Here is a 23,417-nt window from a genome sequence, read left to right as displayed (position 1 = left end):
GGTGAGACATGCACGTCACGCCGGTCTCGGACAGACGATGCGTCAGCTCGTCCTGAAAACAATGGGGCATCGAGACGTTTCCATGCCGCCGCTTTTTCAACCCTTATTTTCAACCCTTACATCCGCGTCGGAAATTGCGTTGCCACGCTAACGCGATAAGGTTCAACCGATTTCTTGTTAGATCAAACCGTTCGCCATTCTTATACTGGCTCGGGTGAGGGATTGATTTGTTCTTGATTCGTCCTTGAGTTGAATCGAGTGACTCAACCCCTTCGCCGTGCCGTTTCTTAGCGGCTCTCCTGGCGCTTGTGCGACAAACCAGTGAACGACTACCTAGTGAGCGACTAACCACCATGACAACGCCGAACCCTCGCAATGCGGATCACCCTATCGATCCGCAATTCATCAATCGCTGGTCGCCGCGGGCCTTTAGCCCGGAATCTATCGATAAAGCCACGCTGTTGACCTTTTTCGAGGCCGCCCGATGGGCGCCTTCCTCATATAACTCACAGCCATGGCGTTTCATCTACGCAACTCGCGATAGCGAGCACTGGACGCAATTCCTGGGCTTCCTGAACGACTTCAACCGCAGTTGGGCGAGTCAGGCGGCGGCGCTGGTCATCGTTCTTTCAAAGAGTACATTTGCCCCGCCGGGCGCGACGGACGAAGTGCCGTCAATCAGCCATTCTTTCGATAGTGGCGCCGCGTGGGGCTATCTTGCGCTGCAGGCAAGTCTGGCTGGATGGCATACGCACGGGCTAGCCGGGATTGAGCGGGACAAAATCCGGACTGCGTTGAAAATCCCGGATACCTACTCGATCGAAGCCGGAATCGCGATAGGCCGCCTCGGCGACAGGGCTTCACTGCCGGAGGGGCTACAGGCGCGGGAAACGCCCAGTCCGCGCAAACCACTTGGCGAAATCGCCACCGAAGGCCGATTCGTAGGCTGACCGCAGTACAACCTAACCCAAGGAACTTTTCCCATGCCTCATCACGTCTACAAGCAAATTGAACTGACAGGCTCGTCAACGCAATCGAGTGATGACGCGGTGTCGGTTGCGCTGGCACGAGCCAACAAAACCTTACACAACATCGATTGGTTTCAAGTCATTGAAACCCGTGGTCATGTTGAAGGCGGCAAGGTTGCGCACTGGCAAGTGACGCTCAAGGTCGGCATTCGCCTCGACGAGTAAGTGCGGTTCCCCCGCCGCGCATGCTGAAGGGATCTTGCTGCGAAAGCGCTCTCATTGCGGGGCGCTTGCGTGCCTGTCAAAGCAATCGCGCTTAAGCTTAATTACGACAGCGCAAGTGCGTTTATCGCATTACTTCGGCGAACATTGGAGACAACTCCCGGGGCGTTACATCGCTGCAGAGATACTGCCAATGTGATCTGCCCCTCAGTCCAGTCCGTTGAAGTGGCTTGAGTGGTGCCACTTGCCAAGGCTGGCGCACGCCCAAAAAACCGTCACTCACCGTCTGCTTCTGGCCCCACAAACTGAACGGCGCTGAGCGCCAGTACCCGCCTCACTTTGTGGCCAAGGGACGCCGCAAAACGCAAGCGGCTCTTCAGTCGTGCGGCCAGAAAAGAAACAGCGCTGTACGTCGGTCGGCTATCATGCGTGTCCTCTTCGAAGTAGCTCCCTATGATTTCCGTCCGTAATGTCACGCTGCGCCGCGGCGTCAATGTCGTACTCGACAGCGCGTCCGTCACCTTCACCCCCGGTGAAAAAATTGGCCTTGTCGGCCGCAATGGCGCCGGCAAGTCATCCTTCTTCGGCCTTCTTAACGGCACGCTGCACGAAGACAGCGGCGAGTTCTCGATTCCCACTGCGTGGAAGATGGGCCAGGTTGCGCAGGACATGCCGGAGACCGAGCAGAGTGCGACCGACTTTGTAATCGAAGGTGATACCGTCATGCTGGCCGCGCAGGCCGAAGTAGCCGCCGCCGAGGCCAGCGACGATGGCATGCGCATGGCGCACGCCTACATGGCCCTGCACGACGCTGGTGCACACGATGCGCCCGCACGCGCTCAGGCGCTGATCCAGGGTCTGGGCTTCAGCGCTGCGCAGCTTAGCCAGCCGGTCAACAGTTTCTCCGGCGGCTGGCGCATGCGACTGCAACTGGCGCGCGCGCTCATGTGCCCATCCGACTTGCTGTTGCTCGACGAACCGACCAATCACCTGGACCTCGACGCGCTGGTCTGGCTCGAAGCGTGGCTCAAGCGCTATCAAGGAACCATGGTCGTGATCAGTCACGATCGCGAATTCCTCGACGCGGTGACGCAGGTGACGGTGCACGTCGACAACGCCAAGCTGGTGCGTTATGGCGGCAACTACAGCAAGTTCGAAGACATGCGCGCTGAGCAGATGCTGTTGCAGCAGGCCTCTATGGCCAAGCAGGCGGACAAGATCGCCCACCTGCAGAAATTCATCGACCGTTTCAAGGCCACGGCCTCAAAGGCGAAGCAGGCGCAGAGCCGGGTCAAGGCGCTCGAACGCATGGAGAAGATCGCCCCCGTGCTTGCCGACGCAGAGTTCACCTTCGAATTCAAGGAACCGCTTAACGTTCCGAACCCGCTGTTGTCGATGCTGGACGCGAGCTTCGGCTACCCGGCGCCAGCCGACGCACCGCCGGACACGCCGCCCACGGTCATCGTGCGGGGCATCAACCGATCCGTGCTGGCCGGACAGCGAATTGGCATTCTCGGTGCCAACGGTCAAGGCAAGTCCACTCTGGTGAAGACCGTGGCGCACGAGCTGGCGCTGATTGCGGGCGAGATCAGCGAAGGCAAAGGGCTGAACATCGGCTACTTCGCACAGCAGGAACTCGACGTGCTGCGCCCACTCGACACGCCGATGGAACACATGATCCGCCTTGCCAAGGACACGCCGCCGAACATGCGTGCCCCCGGTCAGAGTGGCACCGAACAATCGCTTCGCACCTTCCTCGGCACTTTCAGCTTCGGTGGCGACATGGTCCATCAGAAGGTCGGCACGATGAGCGGCGGCGAAAAGGCGCGGCTCGTGTTGTGCATGATCGTGTGGCAGCGCCCCAACCTGCTGCTGCTCGATGAGCCGACCAACCACCTCGACCTGGCCACACGCGAAGCGCTGGGCATGGCACTCAACGAATTCGAAGGCACGGTGTTGCTGGTCAGTCACGACCGGTCCCTGCTGCGCGCGGTCTGTGATGAGTTCTGGCTCGTCACCGATGGTGGCGTCGAGCCCTTCGACGGCGATCTGGACGATTACCAGCAGTTCCTGCGCGACGAAGCTCGTCGCATCCGTGAACAGGCTGCCGGGGAGCAGAAGATCGCCGCCTGAGTCAGCCCCGTGGCAGTTCCAGTTCGGAAGCTGCCATGGCGAATCGCGGACGACCGGCTGCGCCTCTTCGGATAACGAATCACCTTATCCAACGTGATTGGAAGATCGCGAATTCGCTTGCCGGTGGCATTAAAAACCGCGTTCGCGATGGCCGCGCCCGCTCCGTGGTTCCGATCTCGCCAACGCCGCGCGCGCCCATTGGCGTGTGAGGGTCCTCCAGAAGCGACGTCCTGGGGGTCAAAGTCCAATTCAAGCTCATTGCCGTTAATGACGAAATGCATGCTTGAAGCGAACAGAAGTACGGCAATTCCCTGCTTACAAATCGCGGGCAAGCTCGCGAGCTTTTTCGCTGGCCTCATTGCGGGACGCATGGTCCTGCTCGGGGCCTGCCAACGTTTTTTCAACGCTGATCACCCGTACGTCGGTGATCCCAACCATGCGCGACCACATGGTGAGATAAGCGGTCTGAAAGTCGAACTGATCCTGTGGAAAATCCGCCCCAAGCTGAACGCCTCGCGCCGCGATCGTGACGACCGTCCTTCCGCCAAGCAGGCCGTTCAATCCTCTTTCGTCGAATGTAAACAGCACGTCCTTTTGCGAGATGACATCGATCAGATGTTTGAGCCGATACGGGATGCCGAAATTCCACATCGGTACGCTGAAGAGAATGACGTTTGCCTGCCGGAACCGTTCAGCAAGCGTACTGACGGCGCGCCACGCGTCAGCCTGCACGGGATCGAGCGGCCGGCCCTCGATGCCCGCGTATTTTGCTTCGAGCACCGGCCCGTCGAAAACAGGCAGGTCGATTTCCCAAACGTTCAGTTCGTCGACGGTCCGGTCAGGATGTCCCTCCTTCCATGCGTCAATGAAGGCGTTAGCGACCTGCCGGGACGCTGAGCGCCCTGTGCGCGGCGAACCAATTACGTGAAGAAGATGCATAAGTGCTCGCAAAGGTAAGTTGAATGAAGAGCGAATCGCCGCGCTGTCATGTCATGTCATGTCATGTCAGCATCGGCGTCAGGTCCGGATCGCCTTTGGCCATCGCCCTCTGATACCCGGCTCGTTCGCCGATTCGCTGAAGATACGCCAATAAGTGAGGATATGGCTTCAGATCAAGCGGATGAAACAGACGCATCGTGGTCAGCGAAAAGACACTCATGATGTCTGCCGCGGTGAACGCGCTGCCAGCAAGATAGTCGTTCTGTGCAAGCTGCGCTTCGATCAGCGCGAGCACCTTGTCCAGTCGTCCCTGCGCCGACGTCAGGATCGGATGGTCCCGTGCCAGCCCGCAGCGCCCAATGAACATCGATCGGCCCATTACCGGCTGAAGATTGCCATTGGCGAAGTGAAACCAATAAAGATAGGAAGCGAAATCGGGATGATCGGGCCCATGCTGCAGGCGTCCGTGACCGTATCGGGCGAGAACAAATTGGACGATCGCGGCCGACTCGGCAAGCAAGATCCCATCGGCTTCAATGAGCGGTGCGGCGCCGAGCGGATGCAGCGCCTTGAGTTCCGGCGGTGACAGCTGCGTGACCGGGTCGCGCGTGTATTTTTCGAGCTCGTAAGGAACCTCGAGTTCTTCACAGAGCCAGACGATCCGTTCCGACTGTGAGTGACCAAGGTGATGGATTTTTAGCATGAACCTTTCCTTGTAAGAAGTGCGGCAAGTGATCCGATTCTTCCGGATAACGTCGGCACGCGTTGATTCAAAAAACGACCCCCGGCCGCAAGTCGGTAACGCATATCCTGTGCCCCTTTTCTTGTCGTCAATTCAGACGGCCAATGCAAAAGCCGCCTGAAGATAGTCCAACAGCAGCTTGACACGCACTGGCACTCGTCTGCCGGCGGGATGAACCAGGTAGGTGGGAACAGATTCACGCTGGAGCTGCAGCAGGAGCACCTGCACTTCGCCTGTGGCAATCTCCGGCGCGACGACCCACGCTGGTACCTGCGCGATGCCGAGTCCACACAATATGCCCGCGCGAATCTGCTCGGCGTCGCCGGTCATGAACGGTCCGCGCGGCGTGTAGGCGACCGTCTCGTCACCCGACCCGAATACCCACGGACGACGTTCCCGCCCATGGGCGAAGACCACGCAGTCGTGCGCATCGAGATCGTCGAGACGCGTCGGCATCGCGTGCGTCGCGAGGTAAGTGCGGCTTGCGACGAGCAGGAAAGGCGAGTCGCAAAGCTTCCTCGCGGTCATCGAAGAATCCTGCATGCGGCCATGACGGATCGCGAGATCGATCCCGTCGCCGATCAGATCGACCTGACGCTCCGAGACCGACATCTGGATTTCCACGTCCGGATAACGTCGGAAGAACTCGGGCAGCAGCGGCGTAATACACAGGCGTCCGTGCGCGGGCGACGTGCTCAGACGGATCAAGCCGCGCGGCGATTGCTGCCTGTCGCCCACCGATGACTCGGCGAGATCGAAATCCTCCAGCAGCGTCTTCGCCGCGGAATAGAACGTTTGCCCCGCTTCGGTAACGCTCACCTGGCGCGACGTGCGTGCAAGCAGTTGCGCGCCCAGATAGCGTTCGAGCGCGCGGATCTGCTTGCTCACGGCGGGCTGCCCCATCCCTTCGGCACGCGCCACGGCCGTGAAGCTGCCACTTTCGACCAGCCTTACGAAGAGCCGCATTGCGTCGAGTCGATCCACTTGTTCCGCTCCCCTTTCATCAATTCCGAATTGGAATCAATGGTATGCCCGTTACAGCCATTTTCGCAATGGATCAGGACGCTTAAGGTAGCGCTTTCCAATCAAGGAGTTAAACGATGAAAGCAATTTGTGTAACGGCCCCGCGAGACCTGGAAGTGCGCGAGGTGCCGACGCCCACCGAGGCGGCAGCGGGCCATGTGCTGATTGAAATGGCAGGATCCGCGATCAATCACGGCGACAAGACTTTCCTCAAACAGCCCGCGTTGTTGGGAGTAGCGCTGCCTACCGTTCGGCACGACGTTTGGGGGGCATCGGGTGCGGGTACCGTTATCGCGGTCGGAGACGGGGTGCCATCGCGGTACGCCGGTCGACAGGTCGCCATTTACCGGTCGCTTGGACGCAGCGCGGAAAGCATAGGGCTATGGTCGGAGCGGGCGCAGATGCCTTACACCAACTGCCTGATCTTGCCGGACCATGTGTCGGCCCTGGATTACAGCGGCTCGCTGGTCAACGTGATGACGGCGTACGCGTTTATCGATGAGATTATCGCGGCGGGGCATCGGGGCATCCTTGTCACGGCAGGGAATTCGGCGACCGGCAACGCGATCGCCGCGCTTGCCCGCGAACGCGGCTTGCCGGCAGCTTTCCTCGTTCGCACGGACGCAGCGCGCGACGCGTTGCATGCCGCAGGTATCGAACATGTGATCGTGACCCATGAAGGGTTCACGGCGACGCTCGCCGAACTCTCAGCGAAACTGGGAGCGACGGCGGTATTCGACGGCGTGGGTGGCCGGTTGCTCAGCGACGTGGCAACGGCCTTGCCGGTGAATTCGACAATCTGGTGCTACGGTTTTCTGGACGCGGCGTCGCCGGTGTCGTTCCCGAGCGCGCTGGTCATGATGAAGAACCTCGTCATCCGGCGTTTCAGCAACTTCGACAGCGCGACCGTCAAGGACCGGGGAAGACTCGGGGCCGCGTTGCGGGCGCTCGAACCGGTGATCGAGGATCGGCTATACCGGACCCGGATTGGCGAAACGTTCGTCTATGAGCAAATCGACGCGGCGATGACTTATGAGGGCCGGGACGGCACGAAGGCCATTCTGACCGCGTGAGGCTGTTCGTTGAGGCATGACAAAGCTGGATCAGGCGCCAGCGGCTTCCTTGGGACGCGTGCGACGTTTAAAAAATCGAACAATGCCCCACCTTCGTTCAAATTGTCGACTCGTATAAACTGTGCCGATGACCCATGAAATCGACTACCTCAACCCCGCCCTTCCCCGTGGCCTCCGACGCGTGTCGATGCCTGTGGTCGACGCGACTCCCGCCACACTTGATGGATTCGGCAGGCTTGTGACAGACCCGAGCGAGTGCTCGATCGAGATCGTGCAATGGCCGGCAGTGGGGACAAGGCCAATCGACCCCGGAACCGGTGATGAGGCAGGCACGACCGAAGGGACATTCGTGAGCGAATGGCGCGGGGATATTCTCTACGGCCGAAACGAGGCCGTGGGCGGGAACTACATCCTTGCATACGCGAAGGAGCCTGAAGCAGCGCGCGACGACAACGCCAATGCCCCGGAACTCTTGTTACTTTGGCATGCGAACTATCACCCCGACGGCGGACAACTTTTCTTTCCTCTCGACCATCGTCCGTTCTACGTTCCACTCGCGTTGCCCGGGGACGACATTACACCCGAGAAATTCGTGTGCTTTCGCTTCAATGGCCAGCAGGGTCTCTACATCCACCCGAACGTCTGGCATGAAGGTGTGTTCACGCTTAGCGGGACGCAGCGGTTTTTTGATAAGCAGGGCGCAGTCCATGCGCGCGTCTCTGTCGACTTTGCCCGCGAGTTTGGCTGTCTTCTCGAGGCGCCGATCGCCAGCGCCGCCTGACCGTCTGGTCGAGGAGCGCGTCAAGCCGGCTGTAGAGCGCGGAGGAATTCAATCTCCGCCTAAAAACGAATTCCACCGCATTGCACTGGACCACTCAGCACGTCGTCCAGATGAGTACGTGTCATCTCACGCCGATTTCAAGGCAGCAACACGATCTTGCCGATGCTCTGGCGGCTTTCAAGTTCCCGGTGGGCCTGCGCGCCGTCTCGCAACGCGTACGTTCGCGAAACGCGCGGCGTCACGTCGCCTGACCGGATCCAGTTGAACAATTCCGTGGTGCGCGCCTGGCGCTCTTCAGCCGTGGTGAGCACGTTCCACAGGTCACCGCCGACCAGCGCCAGCGACCGGTCCATGAGCAGCCGCGGGTCCACGGGCGCCGGATCGCCCGCCGCCATGCCGTAGAAAACGATCGTGCCACCGGTGCGCGCGACGTCCAGGCTCTCGCGCAGCGTCGTGCCTACCGAGTCGTACACCACGTCTGCGCCGCGCCCGCCCGTGAGCGACTTCACGGCCTCAAGCCAACCCTCGGTGGGGATCACAAACTCCGTGCCGAGATCGCGCACGGCTTTCCGCTTGGCCTCCGTCGAAGCGATGCCGATGACGCGCGCCCCCAAGTGCCGCAGGATCTGGACGAGGAGCAGCCCCACGCCTCCTGCCGCTGCGTGCACAACGGCCCAATCCCCGGCGCGCAACGCGACGCTGTCGCGGCACAAGTACTGCGCGGTCAGGCCCTGGAGCAGGCTGCCGGCGGCCATCTCGAAGGAAATTTCATCCGGCAACGCAACGAGGCGGCTCACATCGACCGCGCAGAGTTCCGCGTTGGCGAATGGGCTGTCGGCGAAACCCACACGCTGACCGGGCTGCAGGCCGCTGCCCTGAGGCGCCGTGACGACCTCGCCAGCGCCCTCGTAGCCGAGGATCCACGGCGGCGCCCCGGCAAGGTGGTAGTTCCCCTTGCGCCGATAAACATCAGCGAAGTTCAAGCCGATGGCGCGCATGCGCACCAGCGCCTGCCCGGAGCCCGGAGCGGGATCTGGCACCGCTTCGTAGCGGAGGACGTCGGCATCGCCGAATTGATGAAAGACTAGAGCGTGCATGGATACCCCATATGGTCCTGCCGAAACGTGATTTTCTTCACAGGGATCTCGTCACGCCGCCATCGACACGCAGGTTCTGACCGGTGATGTAGCCCGCCCCCTCGGAAGCCAGGAAAGCGACAGTCGCGGCGATCTCGTCGCTCCGGCCGTAGCGCTGCATTGGCACGCTGTCCCGGCGTTCGTCAGTTTCGGGAAGGCTGTCTATCCAGCCGGGGAGGATATTGTTCATGCGGATGTTGTCCGCTGCGTAAGTGTCCGCGAAAATCTTCGTGAAGGCAGCCAGGCCCGCCCGGAACACGGCGGAGGTCGGGAACATGCCGGAGGGTTCGACGGCCCATGCCGTCGAGATGTTGATGATCGCGCCCGACTTCTGCTGCTTCATCGTCTCCACCACGAGCCGCGATGCACGGACGACATTGAGGAAATAGACGTCCATGCCTCGGTGCCAGTCGTCGTCGGACATTGCAAGCACCTCGCCACGAGGGCCATGCCCCGCGCTGTTGACCAACACGTCGATGCGTCCCCAACGCGCCAGCACCTGATCGACGAGGCCTCGCAGATCCGCTTCTGATTGATTGGATCCGGTGACCCCGATTCCCCCCAGCTCGCGGCCGAGGGCTTCGCCCTTGCCCGAGGAAGACAGCACGGCGACCCGGTAGCCGTCCTTCGAAAGCCGGCGCGCCGCAGCAGCGCCCATGCCGCTGCCTCCTGCCGTGATGATGGCAACCTTTTCTACTGTCACGATATGTCCTCTCTGTCCTTTGGTACCGCGCTGATGCCAAATGGCACTGGCGCTTGTCGATTGATAGACTAGTCACAAGACGGCGATCAGTCGAGCCCGAACACCTACATCCACTCAGTAGAAAATCTACAGTCAGCTCATGAATATCCCCCTGCACGGGCTTCCGTCGCTGAAAGCGCTTCGCGTCTTCGAGGTCGTGGCGCGGTGTCTGAATTTCCGGCTTGCCGCTGACGAACTCGATGTGACGCAAGGCGCCGTGGCGCAGCTGATGCGCGCACTCGAAGCCGATCTGCGCATCAAGCTATTCGAGCGGCATTCGCGTGGCCTGGCGCTGACCGAGGCCGGTGGTGCCTACGCCGGCCGGGTACGACGCGCGCTGGAAGAGATCGCCGAAGCCACGCGCTTGCTTCGTCCCGGCGAGCAGCACGTCACGATCAGCGTGGCTCCGACGATCGCAGCGAAGTGGCTCTTGCCGCGATTGCCTCGCTTCACCGCGCGCCATCCCGACATCGATTTGCGCGTCCTGGCGACGGACCGCGTGTCCGTTTTTCACACGGACGGCGTCGATCTGTCGATCCGTTATGGGCGCCCGCCGTTTGGGCCGGGCGTCGAGACGCAACTGCTGTTCGAGAACACCCTGATCGCGGTGGGTAGTCCGTCATTGCTTGCCGGAGCGGCGGCCATGGCGCCAGAACAGCTGGCAAACAGTCCACTGATACACGACGCACACGACTCGTGGCCGGCGTTTCTCGCGCAGGCAGGCGTGACGCTTTCTCCGTCGAAGGGCATCCGGTTCAACCAGACCGCCCTGGCGATCGATGCGGCGATCGCGGGCCAGGGGTTCGCGCTCGCCAGTCCGTTCTTCGTCGCGCTTGATCTGGTCGCCGGCCGCCTGGTGCAAGTGGTGCCGCAGGTCTTGCGCACAGGCTCCGACTACTATGTGGTGTCACCGCGACGCGCTCGCAGCGACGCGCCAATGGCCGAAGTCGCCGCATGGCTCGCAGAGGAGGCAATGAGCCCGGATCGTCCAGTCGAACTGCGTACGCGACAGGGTGGCGCCTGAGGCCGCTAAGCTCCAGCCTGCTGCGGACCAAATCAATGCGTTTATGTAAGATCATGTAGATCCTTCTGTTGCGGCGGCATCAGGAGGAATTCGGAAAACTCGACTGTCAAACCGCCGCGCTTCGGGCTGCAGCAAGCAGCTCCTACGAAGTAACTCGCCGCTTTGAGAAACGGCGCCAGCCGTAACATGGGCCACGTCATGCCATCGATAGAAAACTGTATTCTCAGGGCTCCCCGCTCGACCGTCGCGCGCAGCCAGAATCCGTCGGCCGTCGCGATCGGCGATCCCAATGCCCAATCCGACTGCTCAAGCGTGATGACACTGCTCATCATCAAAGCGCCATCCGTAAGCTCCACGCCGGCCTTCGCCCAGTTGCGCTCGTCAACGCGAATCAGCAATCCAGCCTGGTCATAAAGCGACGCGAAGTCTCCACGCACATGAATTTGTGCCGAGAAATCACCCTTGGTTTGGATTCCGAATGAATGCCCCGAGTCATGGATAAAATCGTAGTATGTCTCGCGCCAAAAATCGGTTTCCGGGTCCGTCTTGACCCACAAGCGACCGCTTTTCAAAGCCCACTCGCCGGGCTCGTTCAACCATTTGCATCGCTCGAACATGGACTCCTCCTGGAATAAATACGCGCGGCGGTAGACCCTATGTAACTACGCCTTGAAATCTCCGACAGTCAGATTCATCGTTATCTATCCTCGCCATCGCGGGTTGAAAATCGGGCCGGATCGTCGTCCTCGATACTCGGACATAGGCATCTGTCCGCTTTCGGCCAGCTTAAGCTTAGCCAACGTCAGTCTCCGCGCACCGCGAGAATTCAACTGAAATGACAGCATCCGATAATTTCAGTAGCGTAGAGTAAGCGATTGATTGATCGTATCAAGATGTGTTTTCTGGACGGATGAGCCTTTCATCAGCAAGGACCACTCGGCGCTGCAGACTAAAGGCTTAATAAAAACCTGAGCGAACAAATGGCGAACATTCCTGCAATCGAGTTGCTGAAGGAGTTTAAGCAACGCATTGATCCGGTTGACCGCAAGAAGGATCTTCTTGCAGCCATTCCGATCGTTGCCGTGAGTCTGGTCGCCGCAACCACTGCCCTCGTTACGTCACCCCAGATTGGCGCTTCCATCTGTTTTGTCGCGTGCATGCTTGCTGGTACCTTGATTTGGCGCATGCGCGCATTGAGCCGGGCAGAAACCTCCTCGCAGCAACTCGCTCACAACCTTCTTGGCATGGCGGAGGACTGCATCAAGTTACTTGATGTGGAAGGGCGCATCCTCTTCATCTCAAACGTAGGCATGGTGCTTGTCGAGGCTGCTCCTGACGACGTGCTTATCGGTCAGGACTGGCTCGCATTTTGGGAAGGCCCTGACGCCAGAGCTGCTTTTTCGCGAGCACGGGGCGGTGAGGCCGTCACTTTTTCGGGGCCCTGCAACTCGCTCGCTGGAAACTTGAAATGGTGGACTTCCGCGTTTGCTCCTGTCTTCGGACGCAATCACGAGGTGGTCGCAGTCCTATGCAAATCGCGTGACATCACAGCAGAGACCTCGCTCATCAATGAACTGAGCGCGTCGGCCAAACTTCAGCGAGATATGGAAGGACATGTAGACGCCGTCTTCTGGTCTGCCAGTCCGGATTTCAAGCACCTGCATCATGTGAGCTCCGCGTTCGAGCGCATGTGGGAAATGCCCGTAGCCGAGATCATGAAGGACAATACGATCTGGGCGCGCCGCGTCGAGCCTTGCGACCTGGTCGAACTAAGAGTGAAGATGAAGCAGGCAGTGGGTTCGATGGCACCCACGCAAAGCTATTTTCGCCTGCATCTGTCGGGAGGACGGACACGTTGGGTAAGGGCAGATATCTATCCGGTCGTTGAAAATGAAGTTGTGGAAAGAGTGGTCAGCGTTTGCGTCGATGCCACGAGCGAGCGTGAGCGGCTGATGCAACTGCACGCAATGGCTCACTTCGATAGCCTGACGGGACTTGCAAACCGCAGTGCCATGACGGCGGCGCTCAAGGCGCACTGTGACGACGGACAGCCTTTTGCGTTTGTATTCCTCGACGTCGATCGCTTCAAGGCTGTGAACGACATAGCCGGGCACTCTGTCGGGGACAAGGTTTTGCAGGCGATCGCGACTCGGATCTTGGGTGTGTTGGCCCCTGACAGTATTGTTGCTCGCGCGGGGGGTGATGAGTTCACCGTCATTGTTCCAGGGCTTCACGAAGAGCACGCGGTGGAACAAATTTGCCAAAGCCTGAAGGACGCGTGCCTGATGCCGGTCAGGGTGGGCAACCAGTCGATATCGATCACTTATTCGATTGGCGTCGCGCTCTTTCCCGAACATGGCGATACCCCTGAAGCGCTATATACAAGCGCCGATCTTGCCATGTACTCCGCGAAGCGCGCGGGACGAAATACGTCGCAAGTTTATGGCGAAAGCGAGCAACAGGAACTGTCCCGGGCCTTTTTCGAAGGAGAGTTGCGCGATGCGGTGCAGCGCAATCTTTTTGTACTGCATTATCAGCCGCAGTTCGACGCTTCAACAGGGGCCATGCTGGGCTTCGAGGCGCTCATCCGATGGCAGCATCCCAGGTCTGGGCTGATCCCTCCCAATGCGTTTATTCCGTTGCTTGAAGAGAGCGGATTGATTGTCGATACGGGTCACTGGGTGATCAGGCAGGCGATTGCCGATCTTAGACGTTTCCGTGAAGGCGGGATGACGAACGCGTCGATGTCCATCAACGTGTCAGGCAAGCAGCTTGCCGATAACCGACTGATTCCCACGCTGATCGAGGCGCTTGAAGCGAGCGATGTAGACCCAAGAAAGCTCACGCTGGAAATCACCGAATCGGCTTTGGTTGGCGACTTCGACGGAGCGCGCGATATGCTTGAGCGCATCAAGGCGATGGGCATAAAAATCGCAATCGACGACTTCGGCGCCGGGTATTCCAGCTTGGGATACCTGGCGAGGTTTCAGCCTAATATCCTGAAGCTGGACAAATCGTTTGTCGATGAAATCGCTTTGAGCATTGCGTCAAGGACCATCGTTGAAGCGGTTATCTCGCTTGCGCACCAACTAAACCTGAGCGTGACGGCTGAAGGCGTTGAAACGCAGGAGCAACTGGAAATCTTGCGCCTGGCCGGCTGTAACGAGATACAGGGCTTCCTGTGGGGACGACCCGTTACGTTCGAGCAGCTATTGACGGCCTATCGGTTTCCGGTTGCAGACGTTGAATACTAACGGTATGCCGGCCACATCCCTCCATCTGAGCCATGTGCTTCAATCATGGCAGACATGACGATATATCAGTTGTGATGGCCATTTTGCGCTCCTAAGATTTTCGTGCGCGGACAAAGCCGGACGGGTACGACCGTTCGCCCGGCGCATAGGTCGGACATCTCACTTAATATCCACGGAGTCGGCGATGAAAAAATTCAGCACAGGACGGCGGCAAGCCGTCAAGACGATCGGCGCAGCGCTCGCAGCGTCCGCATTGCCGGCTCCGTTCCTCAATCTCAGGGCTCAGGAACACAACTTCTCCGGCAAGACGCTACGCCTCCTGACCTGGTCAGACGATACAGGCACTGCCGCACTGCACAACATCGCTGCGACCTTCTCAGCAAAAACCGGCGCGAAGGTGATCGCGGATCGCGCTGACGGTACTTCCGGCATGGTCGCCAAGGTGAAAGCCGCGGGCGACCGTCCCACCTACGACGTCATCACGCTCGCGGGCGTGGGCGCCTCAGGTCTCGGCGATGCGGGCCTGCTCATCAAGCCCGACCTCGACAAGCTGCCAAATCTCAAAGAAGTGGAGGCGCGGTATAGAACCGGCGCGGACGGTTTTGGTGTCGGCTACCTGTTGTGGTCCGACGGCCTGATTTACAACACGTCGACCATCAAGACGCCGCCGTCGTCGTATGAAGCGCTGTGGGATCCGAAGTACGCCGGCCGCCTGTTCCTGCCGCCACCCGAGTTTGCAGAGGCGGTCGATCTGGCGATCATCGCCGCAAAAATGTCGGGCGGTTCGCAGCAGAATATCGATCCAGGTTTCAAGAAGCTCGCGGAATTGAAGGACCGGGTGATGACGCTCGGCGAGAATCCGAACCAGGTCGCCGACCTGTTTCGCACGGGCTCGCTCGACATTGGCGGCATTTATTCTCCCGCGTTTTTTCCCGATCAGATCAGGAAGCCCGAATACAAGATGGGCGTGACGTACGGCATGAAGGAAGGCTTCGCGACGCAGTTGATGTTCACGGTGATTCCAAAATCGCATCCCGGCGATCTCGACCTGATTCACGCGTTCATCAATCATTCGCTCGATGCCGGCGTGCAAGGCAAGATGGCCGCCGACGTGCTGAACGGCCCGGTAAATTCGAAGGCGGTCATTCCCACCGAGAGCCTGCGGTTCGTGCCGAGCCCGAAGCAGATTGCGGAGAAATCCGTCCTGCACGACGACAAATCACTTGCTGTTGTACAGGCTGCGTGGATCAAGCGCTACACCGAGATATTTTCGGCGTGACCACGATGGCCGAGCTTTCTACGCAGCGCGCCGGCCCCGGGGCCCCGGACCAGCCGGTTGCCCCCGGATCCGAAGCCGCGCTCGCCCGCGCGCGGCCGTGGCTGCCGCTCGCCCCGATCCTCGCGTTTCTCGCGGTGCTCGCGGCGGCGGCCCTCGTGGTCCTGCGCATGAGCTTCGGTACACAGGGTGACGAGTGGCACGGGTTCACGGTGCAGAACTACGCGAACCTCGCCGATTCGTATTTCCTGAAGGCGCTGTGGCTGACACTGCGCCTCGCGTTCCAAAGCATGGTGTGTGCGGTGCTGCTGGCGATCCCGGTCGCGCTTGCCATGGCGCGCACAGAGTCGCGGCTCGCCCGGCGCTTGCTGCTGGCGGGCGTGCTGTTGCCGTTGCTCGTCAATCTGCTGCTGCAAGGCTATGGCTGGCTCGTGATCCTCGGCCCGGCTGGATTGCTCAATCACGCATTGCTCGCTAGCGGCGTGATCCAGCGTCCGATGCAATGGCTTTATCGCGAGCATGGTGTGCTGCTTGGGTTGATCCAGACCGCGTTTCCGCTCGCCGTGCTGCCGCTGTCGAGCGCAATGCGCGCCGTCTCGCTCTCGTACGAGGAAGCCGCCGCCACGCTCGGCGCCACGCGCTGGCAGACGCTGCGCCACATCATGCTGCCGCTTGCGATGCCCGGGCTGGTTTCAGGCGCCCTGCTCGTGTTCGCTTACAACGCCAGCGCGTTCGCAGTGCCGCTGTTGCTGGGCGGACGGCGCGTGCCGATGCTCGCCGTGCTGGTGCACGACGAAGTCTCGCCGCTCTTGAACTGGCCGGCGGCCTCTGCCTCCGGCGTCGTGCTGATGGTCGCCACGCTCGCCGTCATGGCGATCTCGCAGAGCCTCGTGCGCCGCACCCAACGTCTCAAGGAGCCGTCCGCATGAGCACTCCAGTCAATCGTGCGCGGCTCCTGCCCGCAACCATGCCGGGCCGGCTTGGCAGGCCCGCGGCGCTGCTCGCGGCCATCGTGCTGTTCCTTGCCGCGCTGCCCATCCTCACGATGATCCTGATGTCGTTCAGCGCCTCGGACACGCTGGAATTTCCGCCGCCCGGCTACAGCCTCCAGTGGTATCGCGCGGCATGGCACAGTGTCGTCGCGCCCGATGCAAGCGACGTGCTTTCCATGGGCACCGCGCTGACGACGAGCCTGATCGTCGCCGTATCGACGATGGTCATTGCGACGCTCGTCTCGGTGCCCGCCGCGTATGCGTTAAGCCGATACCGCTTTCGAGGCAAGTCGGCCGTCGAACAGCTCGTGGCGCTGCCGCTCGTCTATCCGCTGGTGATGCTCGGGCTGTCGCTGCTGCTGGTCTTCAACGTGTTGCCCGTTGAACTCGGCGTGTTCCGGCTCATCATTGCGCACGTGATTCTCGCGCTGCCGTTTACGGTGAAGAACTGCGCGGCGTCGGCGGCATCGATTGGTCCGGAGTTCGAGGAAGCCGCCTGCGTGATGGGTGCGAGCCCGCGCCGCGCGATGTTCGACGTGGTATTGCCGCTGATGCGCCCCGGCATCCTGGCCGGCATGCTGTTCGCGTTCATCATCTCGTTCAACGAGTTCACGGTGACGTTCTTTTTGTACGGCATCAACACCATGACATTGCCGGTATGGCTCTACAGCCGCACGGTGTCGTCGCTCGACCCGACCGTGTTTTCGTTCGCGGTGTTTATTGTTGCCATCGACTTTGCGCTGATATGGCTGCTTGAAAAATTGATCGGCGACGAAGGTGTTGCGCTATGAGCGCTCCAGGTACGCAAGCATCCAAGGAATCCTCATGACTCATCTGACACTCCAGGCCGTGACCAAGCGCTTCAACGCCGCGTACGCCGTCGACCACGTCGACCTGAGCGTTCCGGACGGCAAGCTGGTCTGCTTTCTCGGGCCGTCCGGTTGCGGCAAGACGACCTTGCTGCGCATGATTGCGGGGCTTGAAACACCGAGTTCCGGCAGCGTGACTTTCGCCGGCCGCGATATCACTCATTTGCCGGCCAACCAGCGCGACTTCGGCATGGTGTTCCAGTCGCTGGCGCTGTTTCCGCACATGAGCGTCGCTGAAAATATCGCGTACCCGTTGCGGCTGCGAAAAATGGGCAAGGCTGCGCAAGGGGAACGCGTGGCCGAACTGCTCGAACTGATCCAGCTGCCGCACATGGCGAACCGGCCGGTCACGCAACTGTCCGGGGGGCAGCGTCAACGCGTGGCGATCGCGCGTGCGATAGCGTCGTCGCCGAAACTGTTGCTGCTCGACGAGCCGCTCTCTGCGCTTGACGCCAAGCTGCGTGAATCGATGCAGGTCGAAATCCGCTTGCTGCAGAAGCGCCTCGGCATCACGACGATCATGGTTACGCACGACCAGCGCGAAGCAATGACGATGGCCGATGAAATTGTCGTGATGGAAAAAGGCCGCATTGCACAGGTCGGCAAGCCGCTCGATATCTACCGCAACCCGGTCAGTGAATTCGTTGCGGACTTCATCGGGCTCGGCAATATCCTGCCGGTTACGCAGGATGGTCGCGGCGGCGTGAGGCTGCCGGGCGGCCAGGCGATTGTCGTGGCTGATGGCGCATGGGTGCCCGATTCTGCGGCCGACATCCGCCTGCTGATTCGTCCCGAAGATGTTTGCGTGAAGCATGTCTCGACCACTAGCGGTCCTAACTATCTTTCAGGTACGGTTACGTTTATCCGTGATGTCGGCGCGACGCTGGAAGCGACTATTGACTGCGCAGGTTTCACATTAACCGCCGCCACGACGCAGCGCGAAACGCCCGGCCTCACGCTTGGCATGCCCGTAGTGGCTGAATTGCCCGCGCATGCGTGCAAGCTGATTGCCGCAAGGCCGATGGTCATGAGGTCTCCCGCTTAGGTCTTTTTTGCAATCCGTTGGCACCAAATTTAATGCGCCGCGTCCACACGGGCCGATTGGTCTGCGTATTGCGGGTCGTCAACTTTCTGGCCCGGATCGTCGAGCAAATTACTACGCTCGATAAACGAGCGCCGCATAGGACTCAGTAGCCATTTCGATGCGAGCGCGGCCACTATGCTTACCGCCGCACAGCAAAGGAGAACCGTTGTCCAGTCGCCGGTCATTTCCTTGATCACGCTGCCGAGCGGTACCAACAGTGCAGCAACGCCCTTCGTCGTGTATAAGGCTCCAGCGTTCGCCGTGACATGGGCGTTGCCGAAGGTATCGCCAGCGAGTGCTGATGAGATCGCATAGGTCTCTCCCCAACAGAGGAAGATCAGCGGCCCAAAGATCAAGAAAGCAAGCGGAGAATGTCCAAACTGCGCGAGCCCGAGAAGTGCGACGCCTACGCCAAGAAAGATGGCGAGCATCACGTTCTCTCGCCCGAATCGATCTGAAAGAAATCCGCCAAGGGGACGCGTAAGACCGTTGACGAGGTTGTCGATGGAAAGCGTCAGCGTGAGCAAAGGAATCGTCGTGCCAAGAATGGCGATGGGTACTCTCGCGATGCCGAAATCGCGCGCGATGGATCCCAGTTGCGCCGTTGCAATCAACCCCCCCGTACTGACTGCGGCAAAAATCACATACATCAACCAGAACACCGGCGTTCTCAGCATCTGGCCAGTGGTGAAATCGTGTCGAGTTTCCACGAAACGGCTGGGCGCCGCTTTGCCGCGCCTAGGCGGCGCGGGCCGCACCAGGAACATGGACAGGACCAAAATCGACCCGCCCAGGATCGCGGCAAAAGTCAGGAACGCACTCTGGTAACCGTGCGCCTTGATTGCGTTGGCGATCGGAATCACCGTCAGCGCAGCCCCCACTCCGAACCCGGTCGCGGTGAGTCCCGACGCAAAACCACGCTTTTCAGGGAACCACTTCAATGCGTTGCCGACACACGTGCCATACACGGATCCCGCACCCACACCCGAGATTACGGCGGCTATATAAAGTATTGGCAGAGAATTGGCATACGCGTTCATCGTCCAGGCGATAAAGATCAATATCGCTCCGCCCGCGACCACGGGACGAGGCCCATATCTGTCCACCAACATTCCCTCGACCGGCCCAAGCCAGGTTTCGACGATGATGAAAATAGTGAACGCTATCTGGATGCTATGTTCGGGCCAACCCATCGTGTTGTGCATCGGCCTGACGAAAAGGGTCCAGCTGTATTGCAGGTTGGCGATGAGGCCCATGCAAAGTACGCCAATCAGCAATTGCAGCCACCGGGTTCTGGCATGCGCCACCTTGGGCTCTTGAAGCTTCGCTTGATACATGAGTGTCTCCTCTCATACTTAGTTTTGCGAAGTACCACAGTGGCCGCCCGGCATGAATGCAGACGACAAATCAGGACAGAGCCCGTTCGACCCAGCGCACTGCACCGTCAATTGAGCGGAAATCACTGAGTGATCGTGCGTCAAGGTCAGGATGGCTTTCTTGCAGCATGCGCACCAGCGACGCACCGGGGCCTAGCTCGAGAAACACGGTCGCACCCCGTTCGACCGCGGCTTCCATGCACATGCTCCAGCGGATCGGCCGGCTCAGTTGATCGGCCAGAGAGTCAACCGCTGCAGCCCAACTGGTCACTGCCGCGCCGCTGACACCCGCGATCACCGGAAATGCTGGAGCCTTCGCATCAACGCCGCGCAATCGCTCCTTGAACGCGGCCGCGGCGGGCTCCATGACGGACGTGTGCGAACTGACTGAAACTTGCAGCATGCGGACGGTGTTCGCACCCTCTTGGGCCGCGAGCAAGGCGATCTGTCCGAGTGCTGCACGGGAGCCTCCGATGACGAAATGATCCTCGCCATTCTCAATCGCGATCTCGGCGCCGAAGCGGCTACAAATTCTGCCCAGTTGCGATTCAAGGAGCCCTCGTACCGCCAACATGCCGCCGCACGCGTCCTTGCAGCCGTTCATCAAAACGGCGCGCGCGCGGGCAAGCCCGATCGTTTCGGCAACCGACAATGCGCCAGAGCAACCGTAGGCCGCCAGCTCGCCAATGCTGTAACCCGCGCACAATACCGGCTCCGGCACGCGAGTCGAAAGTCCTCGCCAGGCGGCGAGCGCCGCCGCGCATATGAGCGGTTGCGCCAGCGCATTCTGGAAAAGCCGTTCGCTCGCGGGCTGCGTATCCAGGTCCCAGAGGTCCATATCCATGAACTCGCTGGCTTCGTCGATGACATCCCGTGCGAGCGTCTCCGCCCGGAAGGCCGCAAGCATGCCAGGATGCTGTGCACCTTGTCCGGAACAGAGGATAGCGAGGCCCATGACGTCAAAGCCCCCGTAACGCGTGCACAAAGAGCGTGGCGGCGAGGATGTCGGCGGCGCCCCCCGGGCTTAGATTGCGCTCAACAAATCTTGCGTGGATCGCCATGGCGTGCTGATGCCAATGAGGCGAAAATACGCCGGCTTCGTCCAGAAACGCACGGCTCATGCGCTTGACGCAGTCGATGCCTTCACGGCCGCCTCGATGAAACACGTTGGTGTCGTCAAACACGGCCATCACTGCGAAGAGTGACTGTACGGCGGCGACAGAACGCGGACAGCCGGACGCGAGGGACTCCTCGAAAGTTGGCACAGCTATCCGAACCAATATTTGGTAACCCCCCGCAGCCACCTCCCGGGCGCCTTCGATACCGTATTGAGCCGCCGCCCGCTTTCCGTGGCTCGGCGGCGCAACATTCGCGCTCGCGAGAATATCGGCGCCGTAGGAGCGGCTGATCACATTGCAGAGCGCCTGCACGTCGAGACCCGTGCCTTCGGCATAAAGCCTGCCTGCCGCTGCCGCCAGCAAGCCGAGACTGAAAATGGCCCCGCGATGCGTGTTGACACCGCGCGTCGCTTTCAGCATCCGGTGCTCGGCGGCCACGCCGAAATTCTGCAAGACAGGGAATGACGCGTGCTGTTGGCCGCAGCTCGTCACATCCGCAAAATAGTGCCGCAGCGAGAACAGGCTGCGTACGAAGGTCGAAGCATTCATGTCGCGATGACTGCCATTGTCGATACGCGTGACGAGTCCCGGCTTGGGACCGATCATGACCTCCTCATAGAGCGCGTGAATCGCAGCGCGCGCGACTTCGCACGCGAAGGCATCGCCGGCTTGACGCACCCGCGTGAACCGGCGCGCAGGCGATCTCGACAACATGGAGGCTGCAGGATTCATGTGCGTCCTTCCTGCACTCGTCTCGCCACACCCGCCGCGAGCGTGCGGCCGCCGCGGGCGAACCCGGTTTCACTCCTCAAATCCTCCTTGGAGTGATCCATGAGTGCTTCACGAAGCGAGCCCGACAAATCGCCCTCCCAAACGCCTTCGACAATGCCAAGCTTGAAGAAGCTCGGCACACCGGGCGCGAAGACCGCCGACGTCGTGCACAAGGATTCCAAACGTTCCAGCGGAATCTGGGTAATGCGGCTCATGGCGGGAAGGTTCATCACGTAGATCAGCGCCTCAGGTAACGCGTATGTCCGGTCGGCAATCATTCCGGCCGCCAGGAATCCACCTGAAATCGCCTGATCGTAGACAAGGCTCAACACCTGATGACCGCGCGCTCGCGCTACCTCAAGGCATTTGGCGAGATGCGCGAGATAGCCATTGTTCGCGAGCAACTCGTCCCGACGCGACAGGCGCTGTCCAGCGTTGTCGACGAGCAAGAGAATGGGCATGCCCGGCTTTTCCTGAATCACACGCAGCACGTGAGCGGCAAGCTTCAACGCGGTCTCCACGCCAATCGCGGCGTGTCCGGTCGTACCGATCAATGCGATGTCTCGCCCGTCCAACCGGCCAAGGCCCTGGACGACATCCGCGTTGACCGTCACATCGTGTCCTGCGGGGAAAAGCGCGTTCAACAGGTCAGCTAATTTCATGAGCGCTCCCAGTGCGTGATTGCGCAACGGCTTCCTGGAACTGTTCGAGCTCGAGTGAGGGAATCATTTCCGGGTTCGCAACACCGAGCGCGGCCCAGATATCGACCGCGTCCTCGCATTCGCCAAATCGCTCGATGCGCTCGATCAACCGCGCATGCTCCGCGACGACCGCGTCAAGATCGAACGCGACGGGGCGCCGCAGGAATGCCGCCGCCGCTTCCTTGAACGAAGGGAGATCGTCGTCGACAAGCCGATCGATCTCGCCAAGCAGGTAGCGGTGCTTTCCTCCCATCGTGCGCCACACCAGCGCGCGGTCCTTCGCGTCGAACTCTTCCACGCCCCGCGCTGTTTCGATGACTTCGGGCCCCGACACTGACAAACGGGCCAGTTCGCTCATGATGATGGCATCACAGCAGGGAGCGACGATGCCCATGCCGCCATAGCAGCCGTTACCGCCGCCGATCAGCACGACTACCGGAACCCTGGCATGGCGCGCGTCGAACACTGCGCGCTGGATTTCCGAAATCGCGACAAGCCCGGCATTCGCTTCGTGCAGCCGCACGCCGCCTGTTTCAAGCAGGAGCAGCACCGCCGCAGGCTTTTCCAGCGCGGCACGCTTGAGCATCCCCGTCAGCTTCGCACCATGAATCTCGCCGACGGCGCCGCCCATGAAACGCCCTTCCTGTGCCGCGACAAAGATCCGCTCGCCCTTCAGCCGCCCTTCTCCAATAACAATGCCGTCATCGAAAGACACCGGCACATCGAGCGCCTCCAGATGCGGGCTTGTCAGGCGCGCCCGCGGGTCGAGCCATTCGATGAAACTGTCGTCGTCGCACATGCCATGCGCGCGCGCCCGCGCCGTCGACTCGAGATAGCTCCGCCGCAATGCGCTGGCGGCGAACAGGTCGTCGGCATTCATGCGTTCCCCTCGTCAAGTGTTCGCGCCGCCTGAGCGAGTCGCAGGTTCACCACCGCCGGCGTCGCGCCGCTGTCGTTGATCGTGATGCGCGTGTTGGCCAGCGCCCGGGCGGAGACGAAGCTCTGCGCCACGGCGCTCCAGGTCTTCTCAAAGCCCTGAACGGACGTGCGAATGATGACCTCACATCGTCCGCCGAGCTCTTCACGCTCCACAAGGACTTCCAGATCGCCCGACGCCACCACCCCGGCAATGGCATAGGCGCCGCTGTTGCTCGCCGTCAGACCGTCATAAGCAAATCGCAACTGCTCCATTT

Annotated in this window: 23 protein-coding genes; 11 read left to right on the top strand and 12 right to left on the bottom strand. The window is 60.6% G+C overall.

Going from position 1 to position 23,417, the window contains the following annotated elements:
• Positions 1–353: 353 nt before the first annotated feature.
• The 3 genes from ACMX25_RS24035 to ACMX25_RS24025 all read left to right on the top strand — a co-directional run bounded on the left by ACMX25_RS24035 (position 354) and on the right by ACMX25_RS24025 (position 3,323).
• A complete protein-coding gene (locus ACMX25_RS24035) occupies positions 354–950 on the top strand; it encodes a nitroreductase family protein (protein ID WP_414952549.1) in 597 nt (198 codons plus the stop codon).
• 33 nt (positions 951–983) lie between these two features.
• The gene (locus ACMX25_RS24030; RefSeq protein ID WP_414952548.1) at positions 984–1,193 is read left to right on the top strand and encodes a dodecin; all 210 of its coding nucleotides are present in this window, start codon (positions 984–986) and stop codon (positions 1,191–1,193) included.
• 450 nt (positions 1,194–1,643) lie between these two features.
• Positions 1,644–3,323 (top strand): ABC-F family ATP-binding cassette domain-containing protein, encoded by a 1,680-nt coding sequence (locus ACMX25_RS24025; RefSeq protein ID WP_414952547.1) that lies wholly within the window; start codon positions 1,644–1,646, stop codon positions 3,321–3,323.
• 315 nt (positions 3,324–3,638) lie between these two features.
• Here ACMX25_RS24025 and ACMX25_RS24020 read toward each other — a convergent pair whose 3' ends face one another.
• The 3 genes from ACMX25_RS24020 to ACMX25_RS24010 all read right to left on the bottom strand — a co-directional run bounded on the left by ACMX25_RS24020 (position 3,639) and on the right by ACMX25_RS24010 (position 5,988).
• Complete coding sequence (locus ACMX25_RS24020; RefSeq protein WP_414952546.1) at positions 3,639–4,262, bottom strand: FMN-dependent NADH-azoreductase; 624 nt, start codon at positions 4,260–4,262, stop codon at positions 3,639–3,641.
• A 61-nt stretch (positions 4,263–4,323) separates the two neighbouring features.
• Entirely contained in the window at positions 4,324–4,965 is a 642-nt protein-coding gene (locus ACMX25_RS24015) for a glutathione S-transferase family protein (protein ID WP_414952545.1), read from the bottom strand.
• A 132-nt stretch (positions 4,966–5,097) separates the two neighbouring features.
• The gene (locus ACMX25_RS24010; RefSeq protein WP_414952544.1) at positions 5,098–5,988 is read right to left on the bottom strand and encodes a LysR family transcriptional regulator; all 891 of its coding nucleotides are present in this window, start codon (positions 5,986–5,988) and stop codon (positions 5,098–5,100) included.
• 116 nt (positions 5,989–6,104) lie between these two features.
• Between ACMX25_RS24010 and ACMX25_RS24005 the strand changes: the two genes are divergently transcribed.
• Both ACMX25_RS24005 and ACMX25_RS24000 read left to right on the top strand, forming a co-directional pair.
• A complete protein-coding gene (locus tag ACMX25_RS24005) occupies positions 6,105–7,100 on the top strand; it encodes a zinc-binding dehydrogenase (protein ID WP_414952543.1) in 996 nt (331 codons plus the stop codon).
• Positions 7,101–7,227: 127 nt separating this feature from the next.
• Positions 7,228–7,881, top strand: a complete 654-nt coding sequence (locus ACMX25_RS24000; RefSeq protein ID WP_414952542.1) for an ureidoglycolate lyase — start codon at positions 7,228–7,230, stop codon at positions 7,879–7,881.
• Between the two features lie 137 nt (positions 7,882–8,018).
• Here the strand turns inward: ACMX25_RS24000 and ACMX25_RS23995 are convergent, their stop codons facing one another.
• A complete protein-coding gene (locus tag ACMX25_RS23995) occupies positions 8,019–8,978 on the bottom strand; it encodes a quinone oxidoreductase family protein (protein ID WP_414952541.1) in 960 nt (319 codons plus the stop codon).
• Between the two features lie 37 nt (positions 8,979–9,015).
• On the bottom strand, positions 9,016–9,720 hold the full coding sequence (locus ACMX25_RS23990) for an SDR family oxidoreductase (protein ID WP_414952540.1): 705 nt from the start codon (positions 9,718–9,720) through the stop codon (positions 9,016–9,018).
• A 139-nt stretch (positions 9,721–9,859) separates the two neighbouring features.
• Here ACMX25_RS23990 and ACMX25_RS23985 point away from each other — a divergent pair, with 139 nt between their 5' ends.
• The gene (locus ACMX25_RS23985) at positions 9,860–10,783 is read left to right on the top strand and encodes a LysR substrate-binding domain-containing protein (RefSeq protein WP_414952539.1); all 924 of its coding nucleotides are present in this window, start codon (positions 9,860–9,862) and stop codon (positions 10,781–10,783) included.
• A 41-nt stretch (positions 10,784–10,824) separates the two neighbouring features.
• Here the strand turns inward: ACMX25_RS23985 and ACMX25_RS23980 are convergent, their stop codons facing one another.
• Positions 10,825–11,379, bottom strand: a complete 555-nt coding sequence (locus ACMX25_RS23980) for a DUF1349 domain-containing protein (RefSeq protein WP_414952538.1) — start codon at positions 11,377–11,379, stop codon at positions 10,825–10,827.
• A gap of 384 nt (positions 11,380–11,763) precedes the next feature.
• Here ACMX25_RS23980 and ACMX25_RS23975 point away from each other — a divergent pair, with 384 nt between their 5' ends.
• The 5 genes from ACMX25_RS23975 (at position 11,764) to ACMX25_RS23955 (ending at position 18,219) form a co-directional block, all read left to right on the top strand.
• Entirely contained in the window at positions 11,764–14,037 is a 2,274-nt protein-coding gene (locus ACMX25_RS23975; protein ID WP_414952537.1) for a putative bifunctional diguanylate cyclase/phosphodiesterase, read from the top strand.
• 184 nt (positions 14,038–14,221) lie between these two features.
• Positions 14,222–15,316 carry an extracellular solute-binding protein gene (locus ACMX25_RS23970; RefSeq protein WP_414952536.1) on the top strand — a complete coding sequence of 365 codons (1,095 nt, stop codon included), beginning with the start codon at positions 14,222–14,224 and terminating at the stop codon, positions 15,314–15,316.
• A gap of 5 nt (positions 15,317–15,321) precedes the next feature.
• Positions 15,322–16,242 (top strand): ABC transporter permease, encoded by a 921-nt coding sequence (locus ACMX25_RS23965; protein ID WP_414952535.1) that lies wholly within the window; start codon positions 15,322–15,324, stop codon positions 16,240–16,242.
• Positions 16,239–17,096 (top strand): ABC transporter permease, encoded by an 858-nt coding sequence (locus ACMX25_RS23960; protein WP_414952534.1) that lies wholly within the window; start codon positions 16,239–16,241, stop codon positions 17,094–17,096. The genes ACMX25_RS23965 and ACMX25_RS23960 overlap by 4 nt, the downstream gene beginning before the upstream one ends.
• Positions 17,097–17,130: 34 nt before the next feature.
• Positions 17,131–18,219, top strand: a complete 1,089-nt coding sequence (locus ACMX25_RS23955; RefSeq protein ID WP_414952533.1) for an ABC transporter ATP-binding protein — start codon at positions 17,131–17,133, stop codon at positions 18,217–18,219.
• A 29-nt stretch (positions 18,220–18,248) separates the two neighbouring features.
• Here ACMX25_RS23955 and oxlT read toward each other — a convergent pair whose 3' ends face one another.
• The 6 genes from oxlT to mdcC all read right to left on the bottom strand — a co-directional run bounded on the left by oxlT (position 18,249) and on the right by mdcC (position 23,415).
• Positions 18,249–19,595, bottom strand: a complete 1,347-nt coding sequence (gene oxlT, locus ACMX25_RS23950; protein ID WP_414952532.1) for an oxalate/formate MFS antiporter — start codon at positions 19,593–19,595, stop codon at positions 18,249–18,251.
• A 70-nt stretch (positions 19,596–19,665) separates the two neighbouring features.
• Entirely contained in the window at positions 19,666–20,589 is a 924-nt protein-coding gene (locus ACMX25_RS23945; RefSeq protein WP_414952531.1) for an ACP S-malonyltransferase, read from the bottom strand.
• Between the two features lie 4 nt (positions 20,590–20,593).
• Positions 20,594–21,484 (bottom strand): triphosphoribosyl-dephospho-CoA synthase MdcB, encoded by an 891-nt coding sequence (mdcB, locus tag ACMX25_RS23940; protein ID WP_414952530.1) that lies wholly within the window; start codon positions 21,482–21,484, stop codon positions 20,594–20,596.
• Positions 21,481–22,185, bottom strand: a complete 705-nt coding sequence (locus tag ACMX25_RS23935) for a biotin-independent malonate decarboxylase subunit gamma (RefSeq protein WP_414952529.1) — start codon at positions 22,183–22,185, stop codon at positions 21,481–21,483. Before ACMX25_RS23935 ends, mdcB begins: the two co-directional genes overlap by 4 nt.
• On the bottom strand, positions 22,172–23,104 hold the full coding sequence (locus tag ACMX25_RS23930; RefSeq protein ID WP_414952528.1) for a biotin-independent malonate decarboxylase subunit beta: 933 nt from the start codon (positions 23,102–23,104) through the stop codon (positions 22,172–22,174). Before ACMX25_RS23930 ends, ACMX25_RS23935 begins: the two co-directional genes overlap by 14 nt.
• Positions 23,101–23,415 carry a malonate decarboxylase acyl carrier protein gene (gene mdcC, locus ACMX25_RS23925; RefSeq protein ID WP_414952527.1) on the bottom strand — a complete coding sequence of 105 codons (315 nt, stop codon included), beginning with the start codon at positions 23,413–23,415 and terminating at the stop codon, positions 23,101–23,103. The genes ACMX25_RS23930 and mdcC overlap by 4 nt, the downstream gene beginning before the upstream one ends.
• Positions 23,416–23,417 lie beyond the last annotated feature (2 nt).

Source organism: Caballeronia eucalypticola, assembly GCF_047608185.1.
Lineage (GTDB): Bacteria > Pseudomonadota > Gammaproteobacteria > Burkholderiales > Burkholderiaceae > Caballeronia.
Note: the sequence above shows the minus strand (reverse complement) of the source record. Positions and strands in the feature narration are given on the sequence as shown.

Bases quoted from the DNA above. Each gene is read 5' to 3' on its own strand.
- ACMX25_RS24035 (WP_414952549.1), top strand. From the start codon at position 354: ATGACAACGCCGAACCCTCGCAATGCGGATCACCCTATCGATCCGCAA.
- ACMX25_RS24030 (WP_414952548.1), top strand. From the start codon at position 984: ATGCCTCATCACGTCTACAAGCAAATTGAACTGACAGGCTCGTCAACG.
- ACMX25_RS24025 (WP_414952547.1), top strand. From the start codon at position 1,644: ATGATTTCCGTCCGTAATGTCACGCTGCGCCGCGGCGTCAATGTCGTA.
- ACMX25_RS24020 (WP_414952546.1), bottom strand. From the start codon at position 4,262: ATGCATCTTCTTCACGTAATTGGTTCGCCGCGCACAGGGCGCTCAGCG.
- ACMX25_RS24015 (WP_414952545.1), bottom strand. From the start codon at position 4,965: ATGCTAAAAATCCATCACCTTGGTCACTCACAGTCGGAACGGATCGTC.
- ACMX25_RS24005 (WP_414952543.1), top strand. From the start codon at position 6,105: ATGAAAGCAATTTGTGTAACGGCCCCGCGAGACCTGGAAGTGCGCGAG.
- ACMX25_RS24000 (WP_414952542.1), top strand. From the start codon at position 7,228: ATGACCCATGAAATCGACTACCTCAACCCCGCCCTTCCCCGTGGCCTC.
- ACMX25_RS23995 (WP_414952541.1), bottom strand. From the start codon at position 8,978: ATGCACGCTCTAGTCTTTCATCAATTCGGCGATGCCGACGTCCTCCGC.
- ACMX25_RS23985 (WP_414952539.1), top strand. From the start codon at position 9,860: ATGAATATCCCCCTGCACGGGCTTCCGTCGCTGAAAGCGCTTCGCGTC.
- ACMX25_RS23975 (WP_414952537.1), top strand. From the start codon at position 11,764: ATGGCGAACATTCCTGCAATCGAGTTGCTGAAGGAGTTTAAGCAACGC.
- ACMX25_RS23970 (WP_414952536.1), top strand. From the start codon at position 14,222: ATGAAAAAATTCAGCACAGGACGGCGGCAAGCCGTCAAGACGATCGGC.
- ACMX25_RS23965 (WP_414952535.1), top strand. From the start codon at position 15,322: ATGGCCGAGCTTTCTACGCAGCGCGCCGGCCCCGGGGCCCCGGACCAG.
- ACMX25_RS23960 (WP_414952534.1), top strand. From the start codon at position 16,239: ATGAGCACTCCAGTCAATCGTGCGCGGCTCCTGCCCGCAACCATGCCG.
- ACMX25_RS23955 (WP_414952533.1), top strand. From the start codon at position 17,131: ATGACTCATCTGACACTCCAGGCCGTGACCAAGCGCTTCAACGCCGCG.
- oxlT (WP_414952532.1), bottom strand. From the start codon at position 19,595: ATGTATCAAGCGAAGCTTCAAGAGCCCAAGGTGGCGCATGCCAGAACC.
- ACMX25_RS23945 (WP_414952531.1), bottom strand. From the start codon at position 20,589: ATGGGCCTCGCTATCCTCTGTTCCGGACAAGGTGCACAGCATCCTGGC.
- mdcB (WP_414952530.1), bottom strand. From the start codon at position 21,484: ATGAATCCTGCAGCCTCCATGTTGTCGAGATCGCCTGCGCGCCGGTTC.
- ACMX25_RS23935 (WP_414952529.1), bottom strand. From the start codon at position 22,185: ATGAAATTAGCTGACCTGTTGAACGCGCTTTTCCCCGCAGGACACGAT.
- ACMX25_RS23930 (WP_414952528.1), bottom strand. From the start codon at position 23,104: ATGAATGCCGACGACCTGTTCGCCGCCAGCGCATTGCGGCGGAGCTAT.
- mdcC (WP_414952527.1), bottom strand. From the start codon at position 23,415: ATGGAGCAGTTGCGATTTGCTTATGACGGTCTGACGGCGAGCAACAGC.